This is a genomic window from Vibrio sp. 1F279 (assembly GCF_041439815.1).
In the GTDB taxonomy this organism is placed as follows: domain Bacteria; phylum Pseudomonadota; class Gammaproteobacteria; order Enterobacterales; family Vibrionaceae; genus Vibrio; species Vibrio tasmaniensis_A.
Window position 1 is genome coordinate 78,295 of sequence record NZ_JBGOOU010000018.1, and the last position, 25,294, is coordinate 103,588.

General features: G+C 43.8%; 21 protein-coding genes and 3 pseudogenes. 13 read left to right on the top strand and 11 right to left on the bottom strand.

Annotated features, from left to right (window positions below):
* The first annotated feature begins 227 nt into the window (after nt 1–227).
* The 5 genes from ACED60_RS14395 (at nt 228) to ACED60_RS14415 (ending at nt 4,385) form a co-directional block, all read left to right on the top strand.
* Nucleotides 228–1,376 carry an S-(hydroxymethyl)glutathione dehydrogenase/class III alcohol dehydrogenase gene (locus ACED60_RS14395; protein WP_017064961.1) on the top strand — a complete coding sequence of 383 codons (1,149 nt, stop codon included), beginning with the start codon at nt 228–230 and terminating at the stop codon, nt 1,374–1,376.
* Nucleotides 1,377–1,530: 154 nt separating this feature from the next.
* On the top strand, nt 1,531–2,370 hold the full coding sequence (gene fghA, locus ACED60_RS14400) for an S-formylglutathione hydrolase (protein ID WP_371727841.1): 840 nt from the start codon (nt 1,531–1,533) through the stop codon (nt 2,368–2,370).
* A gap of 162 nt (nt 2,371–2,532) precedes the next feature.
* Nucleotides 2,533–2,865, top strand: coding sequence for a multidrug efflux SMR transporter (locus ACED60_RS14405; protein ID WP_012601126.1), 333 nt, complete (start codon nt 2,533–2,535; stop codon nt 2,863–2,865).
* A 144-nt stretch (nt 2,866–3,009) separates the two neighbouring features.
* Nucleotides 3,010–3,411 carry a hypothetical protein gene (locus tag ACED60_RS14410; protein ID WP_009846215.1) on the top strand — a complete coding sequence of 134 codons (402 nt, stop codon included), beginning with the start codon at nt 3,010–3,012 and terminating at the stop codon, nt 3,409–3,411.
* A 236-nt stretch (nt 3,412–3,647) separates the two neighbouring features.
* Nucleotides 3,648–4,385: an NUDIX domain-containing protein gene (locus tag ACED60_RS14415; protein ID WP_371727842.1), complete on the top strand. Its 738-nt coding sequence runs from the start codon at nt 3,648–3,650 to the stop codon at nt 4,383–4,385.
* A gap of 143 nt (nt 4,386–4,528) precedes the next feature.
* On the opposite strand, the gene ACED60_RS14420 is transcribed toward ACED60_RS14415, so the two are convergent.
* The gene (locus ACED60_RS14420; protein WP_004732897.1) at nt 4,529–6,049 is read right to left on the bottom strand and encodes an aldehyde dehydrogenase family protein; all 1,521 of its coding nucleotides are present in this window, start codon (nt 6,047–6,049) and stop codon (nt 4,529–4,531) included.
* Between the two features lie 353 nt (nt 6,050–6,402).
* On the opposite strand from ACED60_RS14420, the gene ACED60_RS14425 reads away from it, so the two are divergent.
* The 3 genes and pseudogenes from ACED60_RS14425 to ACED60_RS14435 all read left to right on the top strand — a co-directional run.
* Nucleotides 6,403–8,190 carry a sigma-54-dependent Fis family transcriptional regulator gene (locus tag ACED60_RS14425; protein ID WP_371727843.1) on the top strand — a complete coding sequence of 596 codons (1,788 nt, stop codon included), beginning with the start codon at nt 6,403–6,405 and terminating at the stop codon, nt 8,188–8,190.
* Nucleotides 8,191–8,597: 407 nt separating this feature from the next.
* Nucleotides 8,598–8,987: pseudogene (locus ACED60_RS14430) on the top strand (methyl-accepting chemotaxis protein); the annotation flags it as partial.
* Between the two features lie 144 nt (nt 8,988–9,131).
* A pseudogene (locus ACED60_RS14435) lies at nt 9,132–10,838 on the top strand (methyl-accepting chemotaxis protein); the annotation flags it as partial.
* A gap of 118 nt (nt 10,839–10,956) precedes the next feature.
* Here the strand turns inward: ACED60_RS14435 and ACED60_RS14440 are convergent.
* Complete coding sequence (locus tag ACED60_RS14440) at nt 10,957–11,808, bottom strand: LysR family transcriptional regulator (RefSeq protein ID WP_371727844.1); 852 nt, start codon at nt 11,806–11,808, stop codon at nt 10,957–10,959.
* A gap of 138 nt (nt 11,809–11,946) precedes the next feature.
* On the opposite strand from ACED60_RS14440, the pseudogene ACED60_RS14445 reads away from it, so the two are divergent.
* Nucleotides 11,947–12,593 (top strand): annotated as a pseudogene (locus tag ACED60_RS14445) (glutathione S-transferase family protein).
* A 77-nt stretch (nt 12,594–12,670) separates the two neighbouring features.
* Here the strand turns inward: ACED60_RS14445 and ACED60_RS14450 are convergent.
* Together ACED60_RS14450 and ACED60_RS14455 are read right to left on the bottom strand one after the other, a co-directional pair.
* Entirely contained in the window at nt 12,671–12,904 is a 234-nt protein-coding gene (locus tag ACED60_RS14450) for a helix-turn-helix transcriptional regulator (RefSeq protein ID WP_009846209.1), read from the bottom strand.
* 10 nt (nt 12,905–12,914) lie between these two features.
* Nucleotides 12,915–13,463 carry a DUF2975 domain-containing protein gene (locus ACED60_RS14455; RefSeq protein ID WP_371727845.1) on the bottom strand — a complete coding sequence of 183 codons (549 nt, stop codon included), beginning with the start codon at nt 13,461–13,463 and terminating at the stop codon, nt 12,915–12,917.
* Between the two features lie 233 nt (nt 13,464–13,696).
* Here ACED60_RS14455 and ACED60_RS14460 point away from each other — a divergent pair, with 233 nt between their 5' ends.
* Nucleotides 13,697–15,139 (top strand): N-acylglucosamine 2-epimerase, encoded by a 1,443-nt coding sequence (locus tag ACED60_RS14460; protein ID WP_371727846.1) that lies wholly within the window; start codon nt 13,697–13,699, stop codon nt 15,137–15,139.
* Between the two features lie 208 nt (nt 15,140–15,347).
* Here ACED60_RS14460 and ACED60_RS14465 read toward each other — a convergent pair whose 3' ends face one another.
* On the bottom strand, nt 15,348–15,755 hold the full coding sequence (locus tag ACED60_RS14465) for a hypothetical protein (protein ID WP_026012354.1): 408 nt from the start codon (nt 15,753–15,755) through the stop codon (nt 15,348–15,350).
* Between the two features lie 266 nt (nt 15,756–16,021).
* Between ACED60_RS14465 and ACED60_RS14470 the strand changes: the two genes are divergently transcribed.
* Together ACED60_RS14470 and ACED60_RS14475 are read left to right on the top strand one after the other, a co-directional pair.
* Nucleotides 16,022–16,723: a flavin reductase family protein gene (locus tag ACED60_RS14470; RefSeq protein ID WP_371727857.1), complete on the top strand. Its 702-nt coding sequence runs from the start codon at nt 16,022–16,024 to the stop codon at nt 16,721–16,723.
* Nucleotides 16,724–16,808: 85 nt separating this feature from the next.
* On the top strand, nt 16,809–17,606 hold the full coding sequence (locus tag ACED60_RS14475; protein WP_371727847.1) for a CLCA_X family protein: 798 nt from the start codon (nt 16,809–16,811) through the stop codon (nt 17,604–17,606).
* A gap of 26 nt (nt 17,607–17,632) precedes the next feature.
* Here ACED60_RS14475 and ACED60_RS14480 read toward each other — a convergent pair whose 3' ends face one another.
* From ACED60_RS14480 to ACED60_RS14490, 3 genes are all read right to left on the bottom strand, one after another.
* The gene (locus ACED60_RS14480; protein ID WP_371727848.1) at nt 17,633–17,911 is read right to left on the bottom strand and encodes an RHS repeat-associated core domain-containing protein; all 279 of its coding nucleotides are present in this window, start codon (nt 17,909–17,911) and stop codon (nt 17,633–17,635) included.
* A gap of 828 nt (nt 17,912–18,739) precedes the next feature.
* On the bottom strand, nt 18,740–19,072 hold the full coding sequence (locus ACED60_RS14485; RefSeq protein ID WP_371727849.1) for a hypothetical protein: 333 nt from the start codon (nt 19,070–19,072) through the stop codon (nt 18,740–18,742).
* The gene (locus tag ACED60_RS14490; protein ID WP_371727851.1) at nt 19,062–19,628 is read right to left on the bottom strand and encodes an RHS repeat-associated core domain-containing protein; all 567 of its coding nucleotides are present in this window, start codon (nt 19,626–19,628) and stop codon (nt 19,062–19,064) included. Before ACED60_RS14490 ends, ACED60_RS14485 begins: the two co-directional genes overlap by 11 nt.
* Nucleotides 19,629–19,833: 205 nt before the next feature.
* On the opposite strand from ACED60_RS14490, the gene ACED60_RS14495 reads away from it, so the two are divergent.
* A complete protein-coding gene (locus ACED60_RS14495; protein ID WP_371727852.1) occupies nt 19,834–20,112 on the top strand; it encodes a hypothetical protein in 279 nt (92 codons plus the stop codon).
* Nucleotides 20,113–20,181: 69 nt separating this feature from the next.
* On the opposite strand, the gene ACED60_RS14500 is transcribed toward ACED60_RS14495, so the two are convergent.
* From ACED60_RS14500 to ACED60_RS14510, 3 genes are all read right to left on the bottom strand, one after another.
* Entirely contained in the window at nt 20,182–20,442 is a 261-nt protein-coding gene (locus tag ACED60_RS14500) for a YcxB family protein (protein ID WP_009846197.1), read from the bottom strand.
* A gap of 491 nt (nt 20,443–20,933) precedes the next feature.
* On the bottom strand, nt 20,934–21,362 hold the full coding sequence (locus tag ACED60_RS14505; protein ID WP_371727853.1) for a hypothetical protein: 429 nt from the start codon (nt 21,360–21,362) through the stop codon (nt 20,934–20,936).
* A gap of 568 nt (nt 21,363–21,930) precedes the next feature.
* Nucleotides 21,931–25,294: RHS repeat domain-containing protein (locus tag ACED60_RS14510; protein ID WP_371727854.1), on the bottom strand; the 3,364-nt coding region annotated here is incomplete at its 5' end.

Below are 25,294 nucleotides of genomic sequence, written 5' to 3' on the forward strand. Positions count from 1 at the left end.
TTAGGTTTTCTGAGTAACTACCCCCTCTTCGAACTCCTCTGAATACATTGATTATTACAAATACGTAATAATTATTTTCTATTTAAGGGAATTATCAAAACATGTACTCGCACCTATACTAGCCCCAACAAAACGAGAGAGCGGAAACAATTAAGCTCAACTACTCTTAACGGGTTGAAGCTAATTGCACGGTTATCCGCTGTACTGACATATATAGGAAACATCCAATGACAATCGAAATTAAACCTGGTCAAACTCATATCAAATCAAAAGCAATGGTTGCATGGGCAGCTGGCGAGCCACTAAAAATGGAAGAAGTTGATGTACAACTTCCTAAAGCTGGTGAGGTTCTAGTTCGCATCGTTGCTACTGGTGTTTGTCACACTGACGCATTCACATTATCAGGTGACGATCCAGAAGGTATCTTCCCTTCAATCCTTGGTCACGAAGGTGGCGGTATCGTTGAGATGATCGGCGAAGGCGTTACAAGTGTTGAGATTGGCGACCACGTTATCCCACTTTACACAGCTGAATGTGGCGAATGTAAGTTCTGTAAATCTGGTAAAACTAACCTATGCCAAGCGGTTCGTGAAACGCAAGGTAAAGGCCTAATGCCAGACGGTACAAGCCGCTTCTCTATCAATGGCGAAACGATTTTCCATTACATGGGTTGCTCTACTTTCTCTGAGTACACAGTACTTCCAGAAATCTCTCTAGCGAAAGTAAGCAAAGAAGCACCACTTGAAGAAGTTTGTCTTCTAGGTTGTGGTGTAACAACAGGTATGGGCGCTGTACTAAACACAGCTAAAGTTGAAAAAGGCGACAACGTTGCTGTATTCGGCCTAGGTGGTATCGGTCTTTCTGCAATCATTGGTGCTCGCATGGCTGGTGCTGACCGCATCATCGGTGTTGATATCAATGAGAGCAAATTCGAGCTAGCAAAACAGCTTGGCGCGACTGACTGCATCAACCCAACTAAATTCGACAAACCAATCCAAGACGTTATCGTTGAGATGACAGACGGTGGTGTTGAGTACTCTTTTGAGTGTATTGGTAACGTAAACGTGATGCGTCAAGCACTTGAGTGCTGCCACAAAGGTTGGGGCGAATCAGTAATCATTGGTGTTGCGGGTGCAGGTCAAGAGATTGCAACTCGTCCATTCCAACTAGTGACTGGTCGTGTATGGCGTGGTTCTGCTTTCGGTGGTGTTAAAGGCCGCTCTGAGCTTCCAGAAATCGTTAACCGCTACATGGCAGGTGAGTTTGGTCTTCAGGAGTTCATTACTCACACTATGGGTCTGCAAGACGTAAACGAAGCATTCGACCTAATGCACAAAGGTGAATCTATCCGTACTGTTCTACACATGGATAAATAATTCTCCTTGGTCTCGATACTTAGGTGTCGAGGCCAAAGCTATAAATGAGAAGCAACAAACTGTCTTCACCACCTCCTGCCCGGTGGGTGGTGAAACTTTAAGTAATATAGAGAAATTTACTCCCCAAAACCATCAACCTAACGGAGCACAATAGATGACAATCGAAAACATTAGCCAAGCAAAGGTTGCTGGTGGTTGGCACAAACAATACACCCACTTTTCTGCAACGCTTGACTGCAACATGCGTTTTGCGATTTTCTTGCCACCTAACGCAAGCAAAGAAAACCCAGTTCCTGTTTTGTATTGGTTGTCAGGCTTAACCTGTACCGATGAAAACTTCATGCAAAAAGCCGGCGCTTTCAAAGCCGCGGCTGAGCAAGGCATCGCGATTGTTGCACCAGACACTAGCCCACGTGGCGAAGGTGTTGCCGACGATGAAAATTACGATCTCGGCCAAGGTGCAGGCTTCTACGTGAATGCTACTCAAGCGCCATGGGACAGCCATTACCACATGTATGATTACGTGGTAACAGAGCTCCCAGCTTTGATTGAATCTTTCTTCCCAGTAACGTCTGTGAAATCCATTTCAGGTCACAGCATGGGCGGACACGGTGCCCTAACGATTGGTATTAAGAACGAAGATAACTACCGTTCTATCTCGGCATTCAGCCCAATCACGAACCCAATGCAATGCCCTTGGGGACAAAAAGCATTCAACCAATATCTAGGCTTAGATATTGAAGAATGGAAACACTACGATGCCTTTGAGCTTCTAAAAACCAAAGGCACTAAGCTGCCAATGTTGGTAGACCAAGGCGAAGCGGACAACTTCCTAATTGAGCAGCTAAAGCCTGAGCAATTGGTCGAAGCAGCTAAGGTAACCAATGCCGATTTAGAGCTACGTATGCAGCCAGGTTACGACCACAGCTACTACTTCATCTCTAGCTTTATTGATGAACACATTGAGTTCCATGCTGCTTACCTAAACAAGTAGTCACACCGAATTAGCCCACACCTTGCAAAAGCGTGAGGTGTGGGCTTTTTTGTGCCTGCTGTTTGGGCAAATACGCTTAGACTAAAGATCAGCAACAACGATTAACACTTTCAAATACCCCCGCTATACCAACAAAAAACAATACAACTAAAAGGTACGACTATGAGCTGGTTTTTCTTAATGATGGGCGTGATGGCGGAAGCACTTTCTCACGTAGCACTTAAAGCAACCGACGGTTTCAGCTTATCTAAACCCATCCCTGCTCTATTGGTGATTTCAGGACATTTGGCGGCATTTCTATTTTTGAGCCAAGCAATGAAAGGGATGCCTGTAGGTGTAGTTCACTCTTTATGGGCGGGCTTGGCTATCGTAACCGTGAGCTTGATTTCTACGTTTGTTTACCGCCAGCACCTCGATACTATGGTGTGGGTTGGTATGTTATTTGTGGCAGCAGGTGTTGTGATGATCAACCTATCTCAAGGTCACTCGCACTAGTGTAGATAGTGACTTATGAACAGTGTGTCAATTCGTTCAAGTTTCCTAACAGACAGTGTCGCCTTCACTTATTCATACTCTTACAATCGGCAAATCAAACCTGTTACCATAGCGTCTTCTACATCATCTATTTTGAAGGTTGCTATGAAAGCAATTAAGACTCTTTTCTTCCTGATGGTTTTATTAAGCGGTCTGTTTACCGCTTGGCTGTTTATCCCGACTCCAGCGATCATGGACAAGCAAACGCTCGACCTTCCATTAACGGAACCATTCAAGCTTGTGGCGTACCGCAGCAACCCGAATGATGCGAGCAAGCCGCTGACTTACCACTACTATGTGATTTCAGATGTGGTTGGCGTGGACGACATGGACCCGTTCCTGGTTACCACAGACCAGTTCGTGAAGCTTGGCGAATTCGACGAGAACACGTTCAGTTTAACGGTTAACGGCAAGATCGAAAGCTACACCAACGACTTGTGGATCAAAAAATCTGACGGCAAACTGCAGCACTGGTACGTGAGTGTTGATGCGAACTATATTCGTTAGAGTCGAATCCAAATAAACCCTATTTTAAAACTGCGCTTTGGCTTCCAAGCGCAGTTTTTGTTTCTAGCGTAATTTTTGTTTCAAGCCGCCCGCTTTACACTCTCCCTTAGTTTTTACCCATCACTGCCGTGCTCTTAAAAACGCTACAAGCAGAGCAGGTTTTATAAGCCCTTAAGATGTTATAAGCTCCACCTATGCTCGACTCCCTATAAATCAAAAATAATAAAGGATCACCCGTGGAATTTACGCTCGACAAATTTAACGGCATCATCATCGACCCAGCAACAGCCCCTCACGATGCTGACTCTTTCAATGCCGAACTCAGCGAGATCACCGAATTTTCAAAGCAGAATAACAAAGGCATCATTTGGATTAGCTTGCCTATTTCGCTCTCGCACCTTATTCCTGTGGCGACTGAGCTTGGCTTTGTGTTTCACAACTGTTTGGAAGACGAAATTACACTGATCCATAAATCCGAAATTGTCGAGTTCGTGCCTTTCATTCCGACCCACACCTTGGGCGCAGGCGCATTGATCACCAACGAACATAATCAAGTGCTGATGATTAAAGAGCACGGTATGACAGGCTACAAATTACCGGGCGGCCATATTGAGTTGGGTGAAGGCATTGAAGAATCGGTTGTTCGTGAAACCTTGGAAGAGACTGGTATCAAAGCCACATTCATTTCTGTAGTTGGCATGGCGACGAGACATCCGTATCAGTTTGGCAAATCGAACCTCTACTTTATTTGCCACCTTATCGCTCAAACCCAAGAGATTGCGATTCAAGACACCGATGAAATTGCAGAGGCTAAATGGGTTGATATTGAAGAGTATATTAACAACCCCGACAGCTACCCGTTTAACCGCCAATTGGTCGGTTCTCTGATAGGAAAGCAAGGTTTGGAGCTCACTCAGTTAGAAGGTAATTCAGGCCCAACCCACAAGCCAGAGATCTTCTTTTCGAAAAGCTAAAGTGCTTCAGATATAAAAACGCCCAACTCAATTGAATTGGGCGTTTTGGTTTCTAGCTTTTGTTTTTCTTAATTAAGCCTACTGCATTGTTAGTTATTCTTTGTACCCATGATTCATTCTCATACTTTTAGAACGAACCTGTATTAGAAGAAGCCTAACGGATTAGTATCGTAGCTGATCAACAGGTTCTTAGTATTTTGGTAGTGATCGAGCATCATCTTGTGTGTCTCTCGGCCAATACCCGATTTTTTGTAACCACCAAACGCGGCATGAGCTGGGTAAGCGTGGTAACAGTTCACCCAAATACGCCCCGCTTCAATGTTACGACCCATGCGATACGCTAGATTTGCATCACGTGTCCACACGCCTGCACCCAAGCCATACTCGGTATCGTTAGCTATTTCTAACGCTTCCGCTTCGTCTTTAAACGTCGTTACTGCGATAACAGGGCCGAAGATCTCTTCTTGGAATACACGCATCTTATTGTGCCCTTCCAGCATGGTTGGCTGAATGTAATAACCGTTGCCGAGATCATCTGGTTGCTGCGCGATTTCACCACCTGTTAGCACTTTTGCGCCTTCTTGACGACCGATTTCTAGGTAGCTCAAGATCTTATCAAACTGCTCTTTTGAAGCTTGTGCGCCCACCTGAGTATCGGTATCTAACGGGTTACCTTGTTTAATCGTTTGAGCACGCTCGACCACCTTTGCGATGAACTTGTCATATACCGATTCATGGATCAGCACACGTGATGGACAGGTACACACTTCACCTTGGTTGAAGAACGCCAGCAACATACCTTCGACACACTTATCTAGGTATTCGTCTTCGTGGTTAAAGATATCTGGGAAGTAGATGTTTGGAGACTTACCGCCAAGCTCAACCGTTGATGGAATCAAACTTTCAGCCGCACATTTCAGGATGTGGTGACCGACTTCTGTCGAACCGGTAAAAGCCAGCTTCGCCAAACGATCGCTGGTTGCTAACGCTTGACCCGCTTCGCTACCAAAACCATTCACGATGTTGACCACGCCTGCAGGTAGAAGATCAGCGATCTTCTCCATCATCACCAAAATCGATGTCGGTGTTTGCTCGGCTGGCTTCATCACCACACAACAGCCCGCAGCAAGTGCTGGAGCCAGTTTCCAAGCCGCCATTAAAATCGGGAAGTTCCAAGGAATGATCTGCCCCACCACACCAATAGGTTCTGGGAAGTGATAACTTGCGGTGTTTGAATCGAGCTCTGCTGCGCTGCCTTCTTGCGCTCGAATACAGCCAGCAAAGTAACGGAAGTGATCGACAACCAACGGAATGTCCGCCGCTAACGTTTCACGCACAGGCTTGCCGTTTTCCCACGTTTCAGCGACCGCGATTTCTTCTAGGTTCGCTTCAATACGGTCAGCAATTTTAAGTAGGATGTTAGAACGCTCTGTCACACTGGTTGCCGCCCAACTTGCGCGAGCTGCATGCGCCGCATCGAGTGCCAAGCTAATGTCCGCCTCGGTTGAACGTGCCACTTGGCAATACACCTGACCATTCACTGGGGAAGTGTTATCAAAATACTCACCGCTAACAGGCTTCACCCATTCGCCACCGATAAAGTTATCGTATTGCGCTTTAAAATTCACCACTGCGTTATCACTACCCGGCTGTGCGTAAATCATAGTTAGATCCTTCTTAGATTTTTAGTCGTTGCTCATTCGTTATTGAGCTTATGTTGTCGAGCTAGCATGGCGGCTTCCCTTGAGAACAGATCTCATGAAAAGAGCTCTAAAAAAGAGTGTCACCATGTTTATTCTTTCTGTTTAAAACACTGATACTTCGTGTTTTCTTCACAACAGTAACAACGCAAATCACACGCCAGAACTTCAAAACTTGTTGTTAATAAATTGTAAAACTATGATTACCAAACGTTTACAACCCAAAGTGAGTTGGCATTGAACGGACGTCTGGAAAGCACTCCAGTGTTCAACTGTTCCAAATTGGTACACCCTCACTGTTACGACATGGAACAGTCATGCACCTTCAACAAGCAAACACCTCAGATTGGCTTTCATCCTCTTGGCACCGCAGCACAGAAGCGGGTCTAAAACAGAGACGACTTCCCGAAGACATTCGCCTGCCACAATCGATTCTTAAACAGCGACGTCATCAATCGTCCGACTTGATTCATATCGTCGAACGTAATGCTCTCCCTCTGTTTAATCAGATGTTTGCACGCACTGACAGTCGTTTGATTTTGACCGATATTGAAGGGGTAATTCTGGCAGGTTGGGGACAGGAGCGGTTTAAGGAGAAGCTGACGTCAATTGCACTCAGTTCGGGAGCATGTTGGCAGGAACAACTTAAAGGCACCAACGCGATTGGCACCGCGATTGTGGAAGCAAAACCCGTATCCATCATTGGCGAACAGCACTTCATCCACCAGCATCGATTTATCAGTTGTTCAGCAAGCCCGGTGTTTGATCATCAAGGTAAAATGGTTGGCGTATTGGACATCACCAGTGAGCAACAGCAACACGACAGCTCGGTGCAATTACTGGTTCAAAATATGGTTCAGCTTGTTGAAAATCAACTTCTGAGTCATATCCCACAAGGCACCACTCGAATCGATCTCGCGTGTGAGAAATCTTTATTACACAGTGGTTGGCAAGGGATAGTAATAGCCAATGAAGCTGGTGAGGTAGTGGCGCACAATCAGGTCGCCTCTCAACTGCTGGATCAAACCTCGATCGTCGGCGAATGCATAGATACCCTCTTCAACCGAACCTCATTAGACACGCCCTTTGTGTTTGAGAAACAGCACCTCAAACAACCAACTGCAAAACGCACGCGTTCCATTTCAGCATCGTGCGATTTGCACCATGGTGAACAACAAATTGAACATGCTTGGCAGCAGGCCAACAAGGTAATCGACAAAGGGATCAGCCTATTAATCTTAGGAGAAACGGGGGTCGGTAAGGGCGAGTTTGTTAAAGCATTGCACAAGCAAAGCCAACGTAAATCGTCACCGTTAGTTGCGGTGAACTGCGGTGCGCTGCCGAAAGATCTTATCGAATCTGAGCTGTTTGGCTACGCGCCGGGCGCTTTTACTGGCGCAAGCCACAAAGGATTCCAAGGTAAGATCCGCCAAGCAGATAAGGGAATTTTGTTTCTCGATGAGATCGCCGACATGCCATTGGAGGCTCAGTGTCGATTGCTGCATGTTCTACAAGATAAGTCGGTAGTGCCTGTTGGCTCAAATCAGAGCTATCAAGTCGATTGTCAGATCATCGCCGCAACTCATAAAAACCTAGAACAATTGGTCGCTACGGGGGAATTTAGACAAGACTTGTATTATCGCCTAAACGGCTTAGCCTTCACCTTGCCAAGCCTGCAACATCGACAAGACAAGCACGCCTTAATCGAGCATATTCATCGTAAATACGCAGAAGACGAACAGACAATCTGCCCGCACTTAATGAGCTTACTGTGCGCCTATTCTTGGCCAGGCAATATTCGCGAGTTAGACAATTTACTTAAGGTCGCCGCCCTACTCGCGAGTGATGAAGCACAACTCACACTCGAGCATGTGCCCAGCCACCTTGCTCAACATCTCACGTTACTAGCGCAAGATAATCAGCATCTACTGACGACTCCTAATACCTTCAAAGGCACAACGAATAACGATTTAAGAAGTACCGTTGAAGAGACCTTGTTGCAAACCTATCAAGCCAACCAAGGTAATATCAGCAAGACTTCACGAATACTTGGCATCAGCCGTAATACCATTTATAGAAAGCTAAAGAGTTTGGGGATTCTTTAATAGTGAAGATGATCAATGGCCCAGTTACTTGAATTTAGTCTACAAAGTATAAATACATACTTTTTAAGTGGGTACTCCACACTTCGGATTAAATTAAAATGTGACTGATATCATATAATGAGTAATGTATATCCACAACACCCTCAAACTACAACCTCCTGATTTACCAGGAAATTAAAAACGGCATCAAGTATAAAATATCAACAAATACAATTAGATAATAGAATAAAAACAGCCATACACCTATCTTATAGCTCCTCTCTAAAAGACATAATCCGGATCGTTATACCATCCTATTTATATTTTTAATCACCCTATTCTTATTGTGTTCATTATTTAGAATTTTCCATTCACTTATCTTGTTTAAAATCTCTGAAAAACCACCACTATTTGGTTAGAGAGATAATATGTTTAACAGTATACGAACGCGAATTGCGGTGAGTGCGGGCGGAGCGATGGCTTTCACTCTGTTAATCGCCATGGGAATGACGACCAACGCATTTACCGATGTGAATAAACAAGTCACTGAAAAAGTAAAAACGCAGCTGACAGAGGCCACCGCTACGGATTTACAAAACACGGCACTTCAACAAGGTTTGAACATCGCTAACCAGGTTAACCCCGTATTAGCGAACCTTAAGCAAGTGCGCTCAATCATCGAATTAAGTTCAGAAACCGACGCAAGTGCAGAGCTTATAGTGAAACAGTTTACTGCGGCACTGGAAGCACAAAACAAAGCTGTATTTGCGGGTTACATGGTTTGGGAAGATAAGACATGGTCACAACAGTCTGTCTTGAATAACGAGCTCAACGTGAACAGCGAAAATGGCTCAGATACGTCGCTAATTTCAGATAACCAACAAGACTCGAACACGGAACTGAGCATTAATACAGAATCAGACTCGAATATCGAATCTGGCTCAAACATCGAGTTAAGCTCAAACACTGAGTTAGGTTTTAACAGTCAAGGCTACCTTGCGCCTTTCTTCTCTCCCAATGACCAGAACAGCTTTGATGCTGTCGCAATGGAAAGCTTTAGCAATACCGAGCTCAACAGCAACGGTGAGCGCAAAGATGACTGGCACTTAATGCCATATCAAACGGGTAAAACGTTTGTGATGGAACCGTATTTTTATTCAGTCCGCGGCAAACAAGAGCTCATTACCACCATCAGCCAACCAATCAAACATGACGGAAAAATCATCGGCTCGCTAGGCTTTGATTTATCCCTACATGAACTCCAAAGCCAAAGTGAGTTACTTGCGCGTAACTTGTTTGATGGCCAAGGAAAAATCCTAATCACTTCATGGAAAGGCATTACATTGGCCAACAGCCGAGCTGGAAATATGGTGGGTAAAAAAGTCTCTTCTGAATTGGAATCTGAATGGTCAAAGATTCAGTCTATCGCTAACCAAGAAGGCGCCGGTCTTGTGACTTTCGGCGGCGATGAGTACGCGATTACCGCAATTGATACCAGTGATGCGCCATGGGTAGTCATGGTGTCTGTTCCTAGTAGTCACCTAGCCAAAAGCGTCAATGACTACACCGAGTGGAGTGATGCTCAGAATTCAAAAGCACTTGAAAAAGGTGTGTGGGCGGGAATCATCGCCGCTCTTCTAGGCATTGCCTCAATGGCATTCATTGCTAACTCTTTGGGCAAGGTTTTGAACAACTTAGTGGAACGCTTTAAAGATGCAGCACAGGGTGAAGGTGACTTAACTTATCGCATTGAAGTGAAAGGTAAGGATGAAACCGCTCAGCTTGCACACTGGTTCAATACCTTCCTATCTCGCATACAAGAGATGCTACTTACCGTGATGGTAACGGCTGACCAAGTGGATAAAAACGCGACAGAAGGCCAAGCTCGTGCTGAAGTTTCACGTGACCAGCTGAATTCTCAAGTTAACGAAGTGAACTCACTTGCCACCGCTATCAATGAAATGAGTGCAACAGCGCAAGAAGTGGCGAACTCAGCGGTTCAAGCAGCGGCAGCAGCAAGCCAAGTGCAAAGCAACAGTCTCAATGGTATGACGCGCATGGACAATGCCGCCAGTGCTGTAGACAGCTTGGCTGTGCAGGTTAACGATGCGCAGCAACAAACACAGAACTTAGTCGATTCGAGCACCGCTATTCAGGGTATCTTGAGCGAGATTGGTGGCATTGCAGAGCAAACTAACTTACTTGCACTGAATGCAGCGATTGAGGCGGCTCGTGCAGGTGAGGCTGGTCGAGGCTTTGCAGTGGTTGCTGATGAGGTTCGTAACCTAGCGAATCGAACTCAAGGTTCAACAGAAGAGATTCGCTCTATGTTGGCTCGCTTAGAACAAGAGACTCAATCTATTGTGGTACTGATGGAGCAAAGCCAGAACCAAGCGAACAACACAAAAAGTGAAACCGAAGCTGCACATCAAGCCTTGTCTGAAATCAACCAAGCGATTGAAGTGATTAATGACATGAACAATCAGATCGCTTCCGCGGCTGAAGAGCAAAGCTCTGTGTCAGAAGAGATTAACCGCAATGTAGTGATCATCAATGACACAGCAGTGGAAGTGATGGACACCATGACATCATCAGTAGCAATCAGTAATGAGCTGACAGTGAAAGCCGGAGATTTACACGGTGAACTGAGTAAGTTCAAGCTTTCTTAATTACCAACAACGTCTAACAATAACTAGGCCGAGAACCACCATTTCCTCCGCGAAACAGCATGTTCTCGGCCTATCTATTTTAGCTCCGCACTCAACATTACCCTCACCGAGCAAAAATCTAATTGGAGTCCAACTCCACAAGTTGGTTAAGCACTTCTTTGTCTAACACTGGGTGATGTTTGCTCGCTAGGATCAGCACAATATCCACCGAAGGCAGTGGTGGCATATCTTCCAGAATGTTCAAATCAGAAGTCACACTCAGCTTACCCATCGCGCCAATCGCTAAACCTGCTTTAACAATGGCACGTTGCGCCGAAGCGGTATTACTGCACGCCAACAACTGATAAGGCGTACCCTGTTTAGTTAGGCCATTCACTGCCGCTGCGTGATACTTACAATCGGTCTGAAACAAGGCTAATGGGACGGGTTTAGAATCATCGAACACATAGTCTTGGCTGCTTATCCATACACCCACATCACTGGTCAGCCAATAGCCCTCTTCACTGTCAGGCGCTCGGGTGACAATTGCAGCATCAAGCCTGCCATCATCCAACCACTCTCTGAGCGTAATGCTTGGCAGGCTGAATACTTGAATAGAACAGGTGGGTTCTGCTTTCTGCAACAGGCGAATCACTTTTGTCAGAATAGTGTCATTGTAGTCTTCAGGACAACCGAGTCTTAGAGGTTGTTTGTCTTCGTAACGCTTTACTTGCTTGAGGGCGGTATTGTGGAGGGCGACCAACTGTTCAGCATGAGAACGCAGCGCTAAGCCAGCCTCTGTCAGCACGAGATTACGGCCTTCTTTCTGGAAAAGGGTCACATTGAGCTCTTCTTCCAGTTTGCGCATCTGCGCACTGAATGCCGATTGGGTGCGATTTATCTGTTTCGCTGCACGAGTAAAGCTACTGGTTTCTACAAACGCGAGAAAGCCTCGCAAAGCATCAATATCCATATTGAAATCACCACCCATCGTTTTTATTAATGTATTGCATCAAAATTATCCGTTAGTGCGCCGCAATACAATCCCCTAAGCTCAAATGCATGCCCCTAAGGCTCAATACCTTACCCTAAGTCTCAAAGCATCCACACTAAACGCAAGGAAGCAACGATGCAGCTTTATATTGGAAACCAGAACTACTCAACTTGGTCATTACGCGCATGGCTAATATTCGACAGCTACAACCTCAATGCGGAAATCATCAAGCTCAAGCTATTCACTTCTGATTTTTACGACACACTAGCTTCAGTGACACCAACAGCCAAAGTTCCAACCCTGGTTGACGGTGACGTTGCGGTGTGGGATTCACTGGCGATTCTCGAATACGTCAACGAAGCCTACTTGGACGGCGCAGCATGGCCTAAATCCGTGAAAGAACGCGCCCATGCCCGAGCAATTTCTGCAGAGATGCACTCTGGATTTTTTGCCGTAAGAAATGAAATGCCGATGAACTGCCGCGCTCAACGAAAGCTTGCTTTGAGTGGAGAGGCATTGAAAGACATCGCCCGTATTGATGCCATATGGTCGACGCAAATGGAACAATATCCAGAAGGTTGGTTGTTTGGTGAATGGTCGATTGCCGATGCGATGTTTGCACCTGTGGCATTACGCGTGAAACCTATGGCATCAAACTTTCAGAGAAGGCATCACAGTATCAGCAACGTGTGCTCAACAGCCCATCAGTACAAAAATGGTTGGCAGAAGCGAGCTTAGAAACCGATGTGGTTGAAGAGGACGAGGCGGGAGAGTCGGTATAAATAGATTAAAAAAGAGTCTCGATGCAATATCGAGACTCGTTCATTATTAGATGATTTGAAAGCAATTTCCTTACTGGCTACTCTGCCGCAACGCCGTCTTTATGATCATTCGGTTCAAATTCTAAAATATCACCAGGTTGGCACTCTAAAACTTCACATAGCTTGTCGAGCGTCGATAGCCTTACGGCTTTGGCTTTATCATTTTTTAATACGGACAAGTTGGCTTCTGTTATCCCAACTTCTTTTGCCAATGTCTTTAATCGCATTTTCCGTTTGGCCATCATAATGTCTAAATTAATGCGGATAGTCATGACAAGTCCTTTAAATGGTTTGGCTATGTTCGTCAGCCAGAATATAACCTTCTTTCATCACCCACGAGATGATCAAAATAATTATACCCAATATCAGTGTTAAAAAGTCCATACCAACGAAACTAATCTCAAAGATACGGTCACCTGGTGGATTATTGAACGACAGAATCACTGACATCAATGAACCATAGATAACTGAACCTAATACCCAATAAAACAAGCTATATCCGAGTTTCTGATAGGACATTGCGTTTTCTAAAGAGAAGATTTCACCTCGCTCATAGTTACGGAATAGGCGTATCAGAACCGTTAATGCATACATAAGAATGCTCGACATCGCCAAACTGGTGAACATTGCGATGATTCTTGTTGTCGTAGTCAGTGGAGAGGTTGTGAAGTAATCCATCTCGATGGAAAACTGAATAATGCCCATCTCACTAAGAAAGTCATAGGGTGTTTGAACCGTTAGCCAGAAGTAACACACCATGATCGGAGTGAGTGCAAGAAAGGACTGCAGTAGCATTCGCACACGGCGACTTTGTTTTTGAATCTTAGACATACTTATATTCCTGTTGAGTTGATGGAAGAATATTAAGATCAAAACAAACGATGATCAACAACAATTTATCGATAAACGATAAATTATTGTTTATTTGCAATATTAAAATGAGTAAGACCCAGATAGTCCTACATCTACACCACAAATAATTTGGTCGATTGTGATCGCCTAATCACAATGTGCAGATGTGATTGTTTATATTCAACTAAATTCAAATAGTTAAGATAAACGTTATGTTACGAGCAACCATCGTATTACTCAGTGTCACTAGCTTGGCCGTATCTGCCAATGTCACCCTTCCCTCTGGAGAAGACTGGATCAATCATGCTTCTGAAGGGCTCGCACCTTACTGGCTTATGCCGAGCGCACAGGGAGAACCGATAGGCAATTTCCCTACTTTCCGCTGCGATGATGGTACCTTGCTCGATGTATCTGATGTGTGTCCTGAATTGAACAGAGGCTGGATCACTCCCCACTTTGGCAAGGAGTTTACGCGTATGAAATCACGCCAAACCTATGCCTACGGCGTGCTCTATCACCTTACTGGAGACAAACAAGCTTTAGCGCTTGCCAAGCAAGGTGCCTACTACCTCATTGATCAACTAGAAGATAAGAAAAATGGTGGCTTTATTGGCTACACAAAAGAGGGAAAAGCGGGTCAAGATTGGCAGCAACGTACCTCTCAAGATCAAGCGTATGCGCTGGTTGGACTCGCGATGTACTACTACCTGACCCAAGACAAAAAGGTAGAAGAAGCACTCATCGCCCAACAAGCTTTTATCTTTGATAAATATCGACTTAGCGACAACAGCGGTCTTGCTTGGGTACTCGCCGACGGTGAAGATGGCAGTGCAAAACGACGTGAACTGGTCGCGCAACTTGATCAAATAAACGGCTACCTGTTGTTAGTCGCTCCTCTGCTCAAAGAGCCCGTCAAAGCCAAATGGCTTGATGACTTAAACTGGCTCTCGCAAGCCATGATTGATCACTACCACTCTGAAGATGAACAACGCTTCTACGGCGCAATTCACGACAAAGCGGCAATGATGCCGAATGCCAATCACAATGATTTTGGGCACACCATTAAAGCGTATTGGATGACCTATCTAACTGGTCATGCATTAAAAAATTCCGATTGGTCGGAGTTTGGTTTAGACGGTATGAAACACACTTTGGCTCAGGCGCAATATCAAAAAGATTTTGCCAATGTATCTAACTACTTTGGCGAGCGACTTCAGAAGATGTGGCAAGGGCAAGATATCACGGGCTGGCAAAGCAGACCGTACAGCCAATGGGCGTCATCATGGGAATGGGCTGAGCTTGATCAAGCTGCGATGACGGTATCGCTTATCGATGGTTCAATGAAAGACGTACTGCAATACACCCTGCCCACCTTTCATGATGTATGGGTAGATCATAAATACGGTGGCGTTGGGCTTGAGCCTAAGCGTACTAAAGCCTTCCATTGGGGCAATGGCTATCACCAATTTGAACATGCGCTGATTGGCTATTTATATGCTCGACAAGAGGAAGGTAAACCCGCTGTACTTCACTACGCAAGGCCAACTAACAGCAAGATGCCAATGGAACCTTATTACTATCAAGGAGATGTACTTAAATTAGAGAATCAGAGCGATGGAACGCAAAAGGTCAGTTTCAACAACATTCGACCTTAATACCTGATATTCACTCATCGGTATTTTTAGAAGTGGTTAACGACTAAGACGGAGCTGATGAGTAGCTAGCCGTTAGCAAAGCCTGAAAAGAAGATCTTCAGGCTTTTGAAATACCGTTGAGCAACATTTATTGGTAGGATTTTAAATGAATACATAAGCAAGTTAATCTTGTCGGATCTTCAGTTAAACCATATACGGCATCACGAAATCACTTCTTATTATTCTGCTCAACCAACTTTTCATTCCACGCTTCGTTGCCGTCTCGCTTACTGACATCATATTCAGAGCAGAACTGCGATATGGTCATGTTGTTATCGCCAGTTGCTAACTTTAATGCCAATTGAACTTGTTGAAGTTTGCTTTGCAGACGAAGGTTTTGACCTGCCTTTGGGCTTTTTTCTTTAGCAAACTTTAAAGCAGCATGTTTACGTTCGGCAGCTCCCGCTCGGCGATCCGCTTCTGATAATAGATATTTTAGCTGCGCGACACTCTTGCCCTTCTTAAAGGCAGGCTCAAGCAACTCAACGCATTCATCAAATGATGGATTTATAACATATGGATCAATTCTATGCGCTTGTTGGCGCATCCACTCTAGCGCGAGCTTTTCATCTGACATAATTACATCTTTACCAAAGAAATAGCCGTACATGGTATCGCTCAATAGCAAACCGCTGCAACAATAAATTAAGCTACAGTGTCACATTTAATTTCAAGGAAATTGCAGTTTTCTAAAAGAACCCTCCTTTCACTACCACTTATTCAAACTGGATGATCGGAATAAAGTGATGCTGCGTAGATATGTTTTAGTTAGTAAACAAGTCGTCGAAAACAAAAGTGAGAAGAAGAGAAGATATGAAGGCAATGACCCTTTCAAGAGAAGATATGAAGGCAATGACCCTTTCAAGACAAGATAACCAAGCAATGGACCAGCGTGAGCGCGCTCGTTTAATTAACTCCTTATCGGGGTTTAAAAGCGCAAACCTTATTGGCACCTGTGACAAGCAAGGGCTAGAAAATCTTGCAGTAGTGAGCTCCGTGGTTCAGTTGGGGTCGAATCCACCTTTACTTGGCTTCATCATCCGGCCTGCGGAAAGTCGCCGTCATACACTAGAAAATATCCTAGAAACTCAACACTTCACTATCAATAGTATCGGGGCGGGCTTTGTTCAAAAAGCTCATCAAACTTCCGCTCGTTATCCTAAATCAGTCTCAGAATTTAACGCGGTCGGTCTCACGCCCTATTACGATGATGTGTTCCCTGCTCCGTTTGTTTTGGAAAGCCCTCTGAAAATAGGCTTAGCCTTCAAAGAGCAGATAACAATTGAAAGTAACCAAACTCAAATGTTGATTGGTGAAGTTGTTACGATTCACGCACCAAAACGTGCTGTGATGCCAGACGGCTACCTAGATTTAGAAGCGTTAGATTTAGTCACAATTTCAGGGCTAGACAGTTATCATGTCACGCAGAGGCTACATCGTTTAAGCTATGCAAAACCAAATAGGGCACTATTTCCACTGACCCACGAAGGTAACCCAACCTCATGGGAGGCTTTCGAACACAATCTCACTCATTTTGTTCGGTAATTTACGGACAAAGGTGCTAACTTTCTCAACTTCACCCTGTGCACCACACAACAGCGCTAAACTACATCTATTTCCAAGGACCCTTTTGAAGTTAACCCACTTTAAATACAAAACGCGCAAAGGCCCAGACTACCGACATGGCGATCAGGTGTCATTCATGGACATCAAACAGACCTTCGGTATGGGCAGCATTCGTGTAGGCGCTTGGGTAACGAAAGAAGAGAAAGAGCTCGCTGCGAATCTGATATTCGACTCGCTAGCAGACTTGGCTTACATCTTGGCTTTGCCACCAGAAGCGATTGGCTTACGTGGCACATTAGGCTTAGCGTTCGGCAGTGGTGGCAGAAAGGGTGTACAAGCACACTACGCACCAAATCAAAGAGAGTTAGCCCTCGCTAAAAACGCAGGGGCTGGTGCGTTAGCGCATGAGTTCTGGCATGCATTTGACCACTACATTGCCGAAAAGGCGTTTGAGATTGGTGACACCTCCGGTCCTCGCAAGCAAATCTTGTTCGCCAGTGACTGTTGGCTACATGATAGAAAGGTGCGACCTCACCCATTAAACGAGAGTCTGATGTCGCTGTTCAACACCACATTACTCAGCGAGAACAATTTGGATAAGCACGATTACGTGGCTCGAAGTGTCATTGCCGACAAAGCAACATCTGCCCGTTACTTCTCATTGCCAACAGAGATGATGGCCCGCGCGTTTGAATCTGCGATTGAATCCTGCTCAGATATCGAGAATGCTTACTTAGTCGATGGCACGACCAAACCAGATATGTTCCCTCTATATCCAGACCTCAAGCATCGCAAAGAAATTAATAAAGCGCTGCAAGGTTACTTCGCGCCGTTGGGTCGATCTCTAAGTAAATCGCGTTAAGACAAAACATGGCGCCGTCCTTACAATCAAAGGTTTAGCCAGCGGCCCAAGTTTGGCATATAGAAGCGATAACCAAAATAAACTAATCCACTTTCAAAATCTGAGCGTTTGGTCGACAGACCAAACGGCTGTAGAGTGAAATCATCACCAATTACTTGCGCGTAAGGCGAATAACCTCGCTGGCTGAGTCTTTCGCCAGCCTGGTCAAACACACCATAGACGTGACCAAGATGGTTAGTCATGTAGTAGATATTTTGCTGGCTCTGCTGACGCATTAATAACCCAGCGACACCGCCTTTTAGCAAAAGGCAAGACCTGACCCTACTATCCTGTGTTTGCCCTATAGCAAAAAGCAAAAACTGCCCCCTTTATCTTGTGTTTCTTAAAGGCAAGTATTCGAACTCTACCTTACTTCAAATTGAGCAATCATCAATGTTGGTTTTTATTAAAGGCATTGGGTAATTAAATACTCCTTTATCGTCGACGACCATGAGCGCTTCAAGAGTATTCACATCAGAAAAGTAGTGAATTTTGGAATTATACTCAATTAAGTATATCTTTTTTCCTCGAATCTCTTCTTCTAGCCTAATCCACTATCGTTTCTCTTCCGGCATTTGACTCATATTCTTTCCAAATGCAATCGTAGCACCCAGAGACTTCTTATCTAAATACATAAATGCATATGACCGTTCATTCTTCGAAAGCAATAGCCAATCACTCGATATTATATAGCAAGTGTCATCATCTAATATGACATCCTAACTAACCTCTTTAATTTTAGGAAAAAAACCTTTCCTCTTCCGTCGGCCAAACTAAAAGTCACTAAATGACTAATTAAAATGAAGAGAGTTAAAGATACTAGTTTTTTATTCATAAAAGCTCACCGACAACATACCCTGTAGCTAAATCAACTTGACTACCTGGCAGCGGTCCCGTCACGCTTGTACCTGGTACAGATTTTGCGGCGTTGTAAGTAGCTGAAGCTGCTTTCTTATAATGGCTCTGCATATCATCACAGTACTGTCTAGCCTTCTATGGGATAAGTATGCCTTCTCTCTCTCTGAATTAAGCAACAAAACCAATAACTAACCTCATTAGCATTTCTTGGAAACAAAGACCTATTAATTAATAATTCAATAGCATATCAATGTAAAATTAGGACTCTGACTGAATATGCTACTACTTTTTTTAAGAGTCATATAACTCCTATCAATTTCGCACGCTGGTAGCGCATAACCAGAAATTTTCTCACCATTTGTAATCCCCTTAAACCTGCATACATTGTTTGATTCAGCGCCATTTGCAAGTTTAATTGTTGGTTCACAATAAACCTCCATAATTTCAAACTCTTCTATCTCCGTCGAACCACTCCCTACTAGAGTCAATTGGAACATCATAAAAACCAGTACGAACGCGGTCACTGCAACTAACATCATTTTAATTTGGGTTTTCAGATTATTTCTCACATACAACTCCTTTGACCAATCGACTATACACATCAACTCCCACACATAGTGGCCTCGATGGTGGAAACAATGTACTAGCCATGTCCGCTACCGTTTGTGTATACCCAGCAGTATCACATGCTTTTTTCTTAGCTTTTTTTTCACCTTTTTCAATACTGTCTTTTACCTCTTGCGGGTAATAATCCTCTGTAGGCCTATTGGGTATATATGGTATTGGGAATGCTTGCTTGCCATCCGGATCCACATACCCTAACGGGTCACCATCCACATACGCATAGAGGTTAATCCCGCCTTGCTCTTGCAGTGGGTCGCGGTTTAGCCAGCGGCCCAAGTTTGGCATATAGAAGCGATAACCAAAATAAACTAATCCACTTTCAAAATCTGAGCGTTTGGGCGACATACCAAACGGCTGTAGAGTGAAATCATCACCACTTACTTGCCCGTAAGGCGAATAACCTCGCTGGCTGAGTCTTTCGCCTGCTTGGTCAAACACACCATAGACATGACCGAGATGGTTAGTCATGTAGTAGATATTTTGCTGGCTCTGCTGACGCATTAATAACCCAGAGACAAAGCCTTTTGTATTATGGAAAAAGACAAGACCTGACCCTATTCTTCTATGCTTTAATTATTTATTCTTAATAAATATAGGTAGCATCAACGCAACGCCCCATAAATAAGCTCCAGAGTGTAACTTTAAAGATAAAATAGAGGTAGCCCCGTTACCCCCGGCCACTATTACTAGCGGCTGAGAAAAGAAAATGATTAGCGCACATAAGGTTACGACTGACCATGGATTCACTTTTATCCCTTGGTTATTAGACAAGCTTAGCACCCAAGAGATATTTGCCAACCATGGGAACATCAACGCTATGGCTGTGTCGAACCAAGTGGTCAACATAAACGTTGCCGCAAAAACTTGCATGAAGCCAAATACTAGTGCTGATAACCATAAGTTAAACTGCTTTCTCGCCCGTCAACGCAGGAAAAATCCGGCAGAAGAAGCGCTACAAGATAAAACAGAGCTGATAGATTTCTAACAGAAAACATAGGGCTTTGCCTTATGCTAAACGCATTAATGGGTGAAAACACACACTATCTCACTTGCCTTAATCATTTGTCTTCAATGCATATTTCTTTATTAGTAAAACCAGCTTTTCTTCCTCAATCTGAGATTCGAATGAATCAGAAGGAATAATCAAAGCAGCAAGCTTATCCACAAAAATATAAACATCTCCACTGTTATCCTCTACGGACTCAACAGCCTCCCATTTGTAAAAACAACTCCCGAATGGATTCACTTCATGAATCCCTTCCTCTGTTAACTCAATGGTCTTATCACCAATAATAATACCACCTTCATTTGGCACTGATAATTTCCTTATCTTTATTAAGTTATAAATAAAACCCGAAAATAATATAAAAATAAGTGTCATTGTCATTAAAAATGTTTGCAAATGAAAACTAGAAAAGTTAACCCTTCCAATATTTATAGCGACTGACATAAAAAAACAGCAATAAAAAAGCCAATCATCATGCTCTTTATAAAGTTCTTTTTTGTACTTTCTTGCGATGAACTCAGTCGTTTTAAAGCAAAACCTGAAAAATCCAAGTAGTTCTTTTTGGTGATTTTAATTGATTTGATCATTATAACTTCCCTATGTATACATCGACTTGCGTAGTTGTAGAACAATACAATAATCGTATTAGATCAATACACGGACCACACACAAACCAGTTAAACCTATATTGTCGGCTAGCATTTTAAGTTATTAATGTAAGGAATGTTTATTTTTAGCCAAAGCCTTTACCCTATAGTAAAAGGAAAAAACTGCCCCCTATTCATTATAATCGATATTTGTTATTGTTGAGATTCAATCTTCTCAATAAATACCTTATTAAAATCATCAGAAGCAAGTGCTAAATCATCAAGAACAATAACATTTGATTCCAAATTTTTCTTAACAATCCACTTTCCCTTATCAGACTTATAGTAATCAATAAGTTGCCTAAGTTCTTCATCACTATAAACTAACAAACCTTTCATATATGCATTCATATATCTCTTTTTACCATACTGAAAAACTGGAGCATAATTTAATTCAACATACTCCTCTGTAAAATTGGGATATAGTTTGAAGAGCTGTTTTTTATATTCTACAAAGTAGTGCTCCACTGTTTGTTCAAATCCCAGAATTTCAGAAATCTCATTTTCCATCTTGCTTCTCTCCGTGGCTTGGAGAGGTAATGAGACACATAGCAACCAAAAACATAAAAGACTAACTTTCATTTACACCCCTTAATATGTGTGAAAAAATTAAATTACCACTATCTAAAGTAAATGGCTTAATACCGAGCAGATCCCCATAGTTACTGTTACAACCCTACGCTCCGTCAACCAAGGTTCTTTTAGTCCTGATGTCAAATGTAATTCACTATTACGTCTTCATTGGCACTGATACAACTGACAATATGACCTCGTAATCAAACAATATTCTCTTTCCAGTATGCTTTACCTAGCCAACCGAACGTTTTTCGCATATGGGCAGCGATTGGCTGTTTTTAGCTTACCTATAGCGTCTTAAATGATCTACTGAGGTATAATAAGTATTGCCCTTGGATAGGAGCACATACTAGGATTCAGGCTTTCCCAACGGTGGCTAGTTACCTAAATTACGTGGTACTACCGTGTGATATATGGTGTGGGATGAGGTTTAACTTTGCATTTATCCATCACACCTCTAGCAAAAGCACCTATCCACGGACAAGCTCGCATTTTTATGCATCGAGCAATAATTGTAGCTATTGAGTATATACTGTTTATTTTCCAACCCTTTCCGTCAAACAAAAATAATTTATCATTTACAAATCCCAGCCTGCACTAACTTGGACGTTATATTAATTGCCGTACAGCTTGTTTTAACGTACGGGTTAGGAATTGCTCCACCAACATCCGATATTCTATCAATATCTTTCGCTACTTTGCACGCTTCCTCATCTGCCTTAACCTCAGCGTCTCGGAGTGCTTTATTTAGTTCGGGAGGATTAAAAGCTTGAGGTGGTAGCACTGGAACTGGAGAGATCGGTACCCCGAGCCTTCCATCCAGATCTACATACCCTAACGGGTCACCATTTACATACGCATAGAGGTTAATCCCGCCTTGCTCTTGCAGTGGGTCGCGGTTTAGCCAGCGGCCCAAGTTTGGCATATAGAAGCGATAACCAAAATAAACTAATCCACTTTCAAAATCTGAGCGTTTGGTCGACATACCAAACGGCTGTAGAGTGAAACCATCACCACTTATTTGCCCGTAAGGCGAATAACCTCGCTGGCTGAGTCTTTCGCCAGCCTGGTTAAACACACCATAGACGTGACCAAGATGGTTAGTCATGTAGTAGATATTTTGCTGGCTCTGCTGACGCATTAATAAGCCAGCGACACCGCCTTTTCTATCTGGTCGCCATACATTGTTTGCTAATACGTTGTTCTCGCTGTCACGCTCTTGCAGCTCAATAAGGCCTAAGCGAACAAAGCGTTTCTCTAAGGTTTTAATATTGCTTTCAAAACGCTGATACACTCTTAGAAAATGATCGTGACCATACTCAAATCGTTCCTCAATCTGAGTGCCACTTTTCTCAAAACGAATCGCGGTCAGTCTGTTTTCAGCGTCATAGTCTGCTTCAAAAGGAGTCTCACCTGGCAATAAGCCTTGTACTAAGTTTCCATCAGCATCATAAACAAAAGCGCTGCTGTCGCCATCCCACGAGGAAATTTGGTTAAGCGAATTGTACGTGGCTTGTGTTTGTGGGCGCTCTAGAAGGAGCGGTTCGTTAGACTCTAATTGGGTGAGTTTACCTGCAACGTCAAAACCGAAAACAAACTTGCCGATTGTATTCACGCCTTTTCGGTATTCGAGCTTGGAGAGATCGCCAATATTGTCAAAGCTCAATACTTGCTTGATGCCATTGGGGTAAGTTAAGTGAGCCGAAACATTATCAGGCGAATCATCGTAGGTGAGTTCAAAGACCTGTTCCAGTGCCGAAACTTGCTTTAGTCGACCCAGAGCGTCGTACTTGTACTCACCGTAGTTATCTCCATCCAACATCAATGAAGACAATCGATTCAGCTTATCAAACCCAAGTTCAATGGTATCGTTGTCCCAAGGGCCATCAATGCTCTCAACTTTACCGTCCGAGAAATAAGAATATTGTGTCAGACCTTGGCCATCAGAGACTGATACCAGCTCTCCTAACGAATTATATTGATAGGAAACTTCTGGTGTAGCGTCGCCATAACTTACACGAGTCAGTTGGTTATTTTCATTGTAATGAAAAGACTTTGTAACGCCTCGAGCATTAGTGGTGCTGTTGATATAACCTTGCTGGTAATCAATTTTTAGCGCGCTGCCATCTGCGTAACGCTTCGTTGTAAGCTGACCCACGGCGTTATATTCAAATTCTGTTTTATTTTGATTGGCATCAATTAAAACCGTAGTGCGTCCTGCCGCATCTCGTTTTAACCGTGTAACGCCCAACATAGGGTCAATAACCGCTACCAGTTGCTTTGCTGAATTATATTGATATTGGTAAGTTCGACCTCCCGGAAGGGTTTCGCTCTCTACAAGGCGAGGACAACTCCCATAAACAATCTCAGTATCACGATTTCCCTCTCCGCTGACATGAGTGAGTTGGTTAATTCGGTCATAACGATACTGCGTGGCGTTACCATGTATATCAATAACTTGCGTTACGCGCCCTAGCTCATCATATTGATATGACGCCAGCGCCTTACCCTGACTAACAATCGAGTCGAGTCGCCCAGATGAATAACCAAAGTCGACAACGTTACCATCAGCAGTCGTTACTTGTAACAACTGCCCTTGGTCGTTGTATTTATAGCGAGTTTTAACTCCGTTTAAATTAGTAGCACCAATCAGTAAGTTATTTTGGCTGTATTCAAAACCCTTTTCGCCTGTCGGCGTGACAGCTTTAATTAAGTTTTGACGAGCATCGTAAACATAGATCGTGCTGTTATTGAGCGTATTAGTAAACTCCACAACTTTACCAAACGAGTTGTTGCGATACTTTACGGAATTACCATCTGAATAAACAGTTTTGGATAGATTACGATTTTGATCGTATTCGAAACGAGTCCATGTACCATCCGGTCTAGTAACCTGTTGAACACGAGAATAACCTTTGGAGAACCGCTGATAGTCATAGACAGTTTTAGGAACGTCGGGTTGGTCATTGTTAACATTAACATCCACGTAATTGATGTAGTGTTCTGGTGAGATGTACCACGCTTTGCCTGTTTCTGAGTTGTAGAAAAACTCCTCTTTATAACCCAGCGGATTTATCGCAGTCACTCGGCTACTCATTCCCATTGGGTCACCAGGTGCTGGATATTCATCTACCCGATTTGAATCAGCGTTGCCTAGCTCAACAACAAATTGGGTTTGTCCCTTAGCATCAGTGATTGACGAGATTATCCCCATCTCATCATAAGTGATATCTGCGGAGTACCCTTGCATGTCCTCAAGCGAGATTAATTCACCTTTCTGGTTATAGTTGAAGTGAGCTTGATACCCCGTCGGGCCTTTCACCGAGACAATTTGCTTGGCCTGGTTATAACTAAAAGTCAGAGATTGATCTAATGCGTTAGTCACACTCGTTAACTGGTCGTCTTGGTAAGCAAACTTAAGTGCGTTACCGCTTTGATCGACCGTGGAACTTAATCGGTAGTCGCCACTTTCCACGTGAGTGAACGTTTTGTAACTGCCGTCAACGTAAGTCGCCTTAATCACGCCATCTTCAACACTCAACCGAGGCAGCAAAGTCGCTTCTCCTGACAGAAGCGATTGTGAATTTAAAACATAGTTAGTACCAATTTGTTGGTATTCATCGACGCGTCCTGTTCCCGCAAACAGAACTAGCGAATTAGATTCATTCGGTTGGGTTATATAGTCACTGTAACTATGGGACCATCGAGAGCCAACCGAATTATTTGTATTTTCTTTTCCAAGCGCATTGTAAGTTAATGTGAATTCAATATTAGGTCCATACGCCGAATCAAACCAGATTGGCGTATCTTGAACAACGAGGTTGAGATTATTGAAGTCAAAGTGCCATATTGGTGCTCCTCTCGAAGAATGGCAATCATCTCCTGGGGGGGGGGGGGGGGGGGGGGGGGGGGGGGGGGGGGGGGGGGGGGGGGGGGGG

Bases quoted from the DNA above. Each gene is read 5' to 3' on its own strand.
- ACED60_RS14405 (WP_012601126.1), top strand. From the start codon at position 2,533: ATGAGCTGGTTTTTCTTAATGATGGGCGTGATGGCGGAAGCACTTTCT.
- ACED60_RS14495 (WP_371727852.1), top strand. From the start codon at position 19,834: ATGATTAGCGCACATAAGGTTACGACTGACCATGGATTCACTTTTATC.
- ACED60_RS14505 (WP_371727853.1), bottom strand. From the start codon at position 21,362: ATGAAAGTTAGTCTTTTATGTTTTTGGTTGCTATGTGTCTCATTACCT.
- ACED60_RS14455 (WP_371727845.1), bottom strand. From the start codon at position 13,463: ATGTCTAAGATTCAAAAACAAAGTCGCCGTGTGCGAATGCTACTGCAG.
- ACED60_RS14460 (WP_371727846.1), top strand. From the start codon at position 13,697: ATGTTACGAGCAACCATCGTATTACTCAGTGTCACTAGCTTGGCCGTA.
- ACED60_RS14470 (WP_371727857.1), top strand. From the start codon at position 16,022: ATGAAGGCAATGACCCTTTCAAGACAAGATAACCAAGCAATGGACCAG.
- fghA (WP_371727841.1), top strand. From the start codon at position 1,531: ATGACAATCGAAAACATTAGCCAAGCAAAGGTTGCTGGTGGTTGGCAC.
- ACED60_RS14410 (WP_009846215.1), top strand. From the start codon at position 3,010: ATGAAAGCAATTAAGACTCTTTTCTTCCTGATGGTTTTATTAAGCGGT.
- ACED60_RS14395 (WP_017064961.1), top strand. From the start codon at position 228: ATGACAATCGAAATTAAACCTGGTCAAACTCATATCAAATCAAAAGCA.
- ACED60_RS14465 (WP_026012354.1), bottom strand. From the start codon at position 15,755: ATGTCAGATGAAAAGCTCGCGCTAGAGTGGATGCGCCAACAAGCGCAT.
- ACED60_RS14425 (WP_371727843.1), top strand. From the start codon at position 6,403: ATGCACCTTCAACAAGCAAACACCTCAGATTGGCTTTCATCCTCTTGG.
- ACED60_RS14450 (WP_009846209.1), bottom strand. From the start codon at position 12,904: ATGACTATCCGCATTAATTTAGACATTATGATGGCCAAACGGAAAATG.
- ACED60_RS14490 (WP_371727851.1), bottom strand. From the start codon at position 19,628: ATGCGTCAGCAGAGCCAGCAAAATATCTACTACATGACTAACCATCTC.
- ACED60_RS14440 (WP_371727844.1), bottom strand. From the start codon at position 11,808: ATGGGTGGTGATTTCAATATGGATATTGATGCTTTGCGAGGCTTTCTC.
- ACED60_RS14420 (WP_004732897.1), bottom strand. From the start codon at position 6,049: ATGATTTACGCACAGCCGGGTAGTGATAACGCAGTGGTGAATTTTAAA.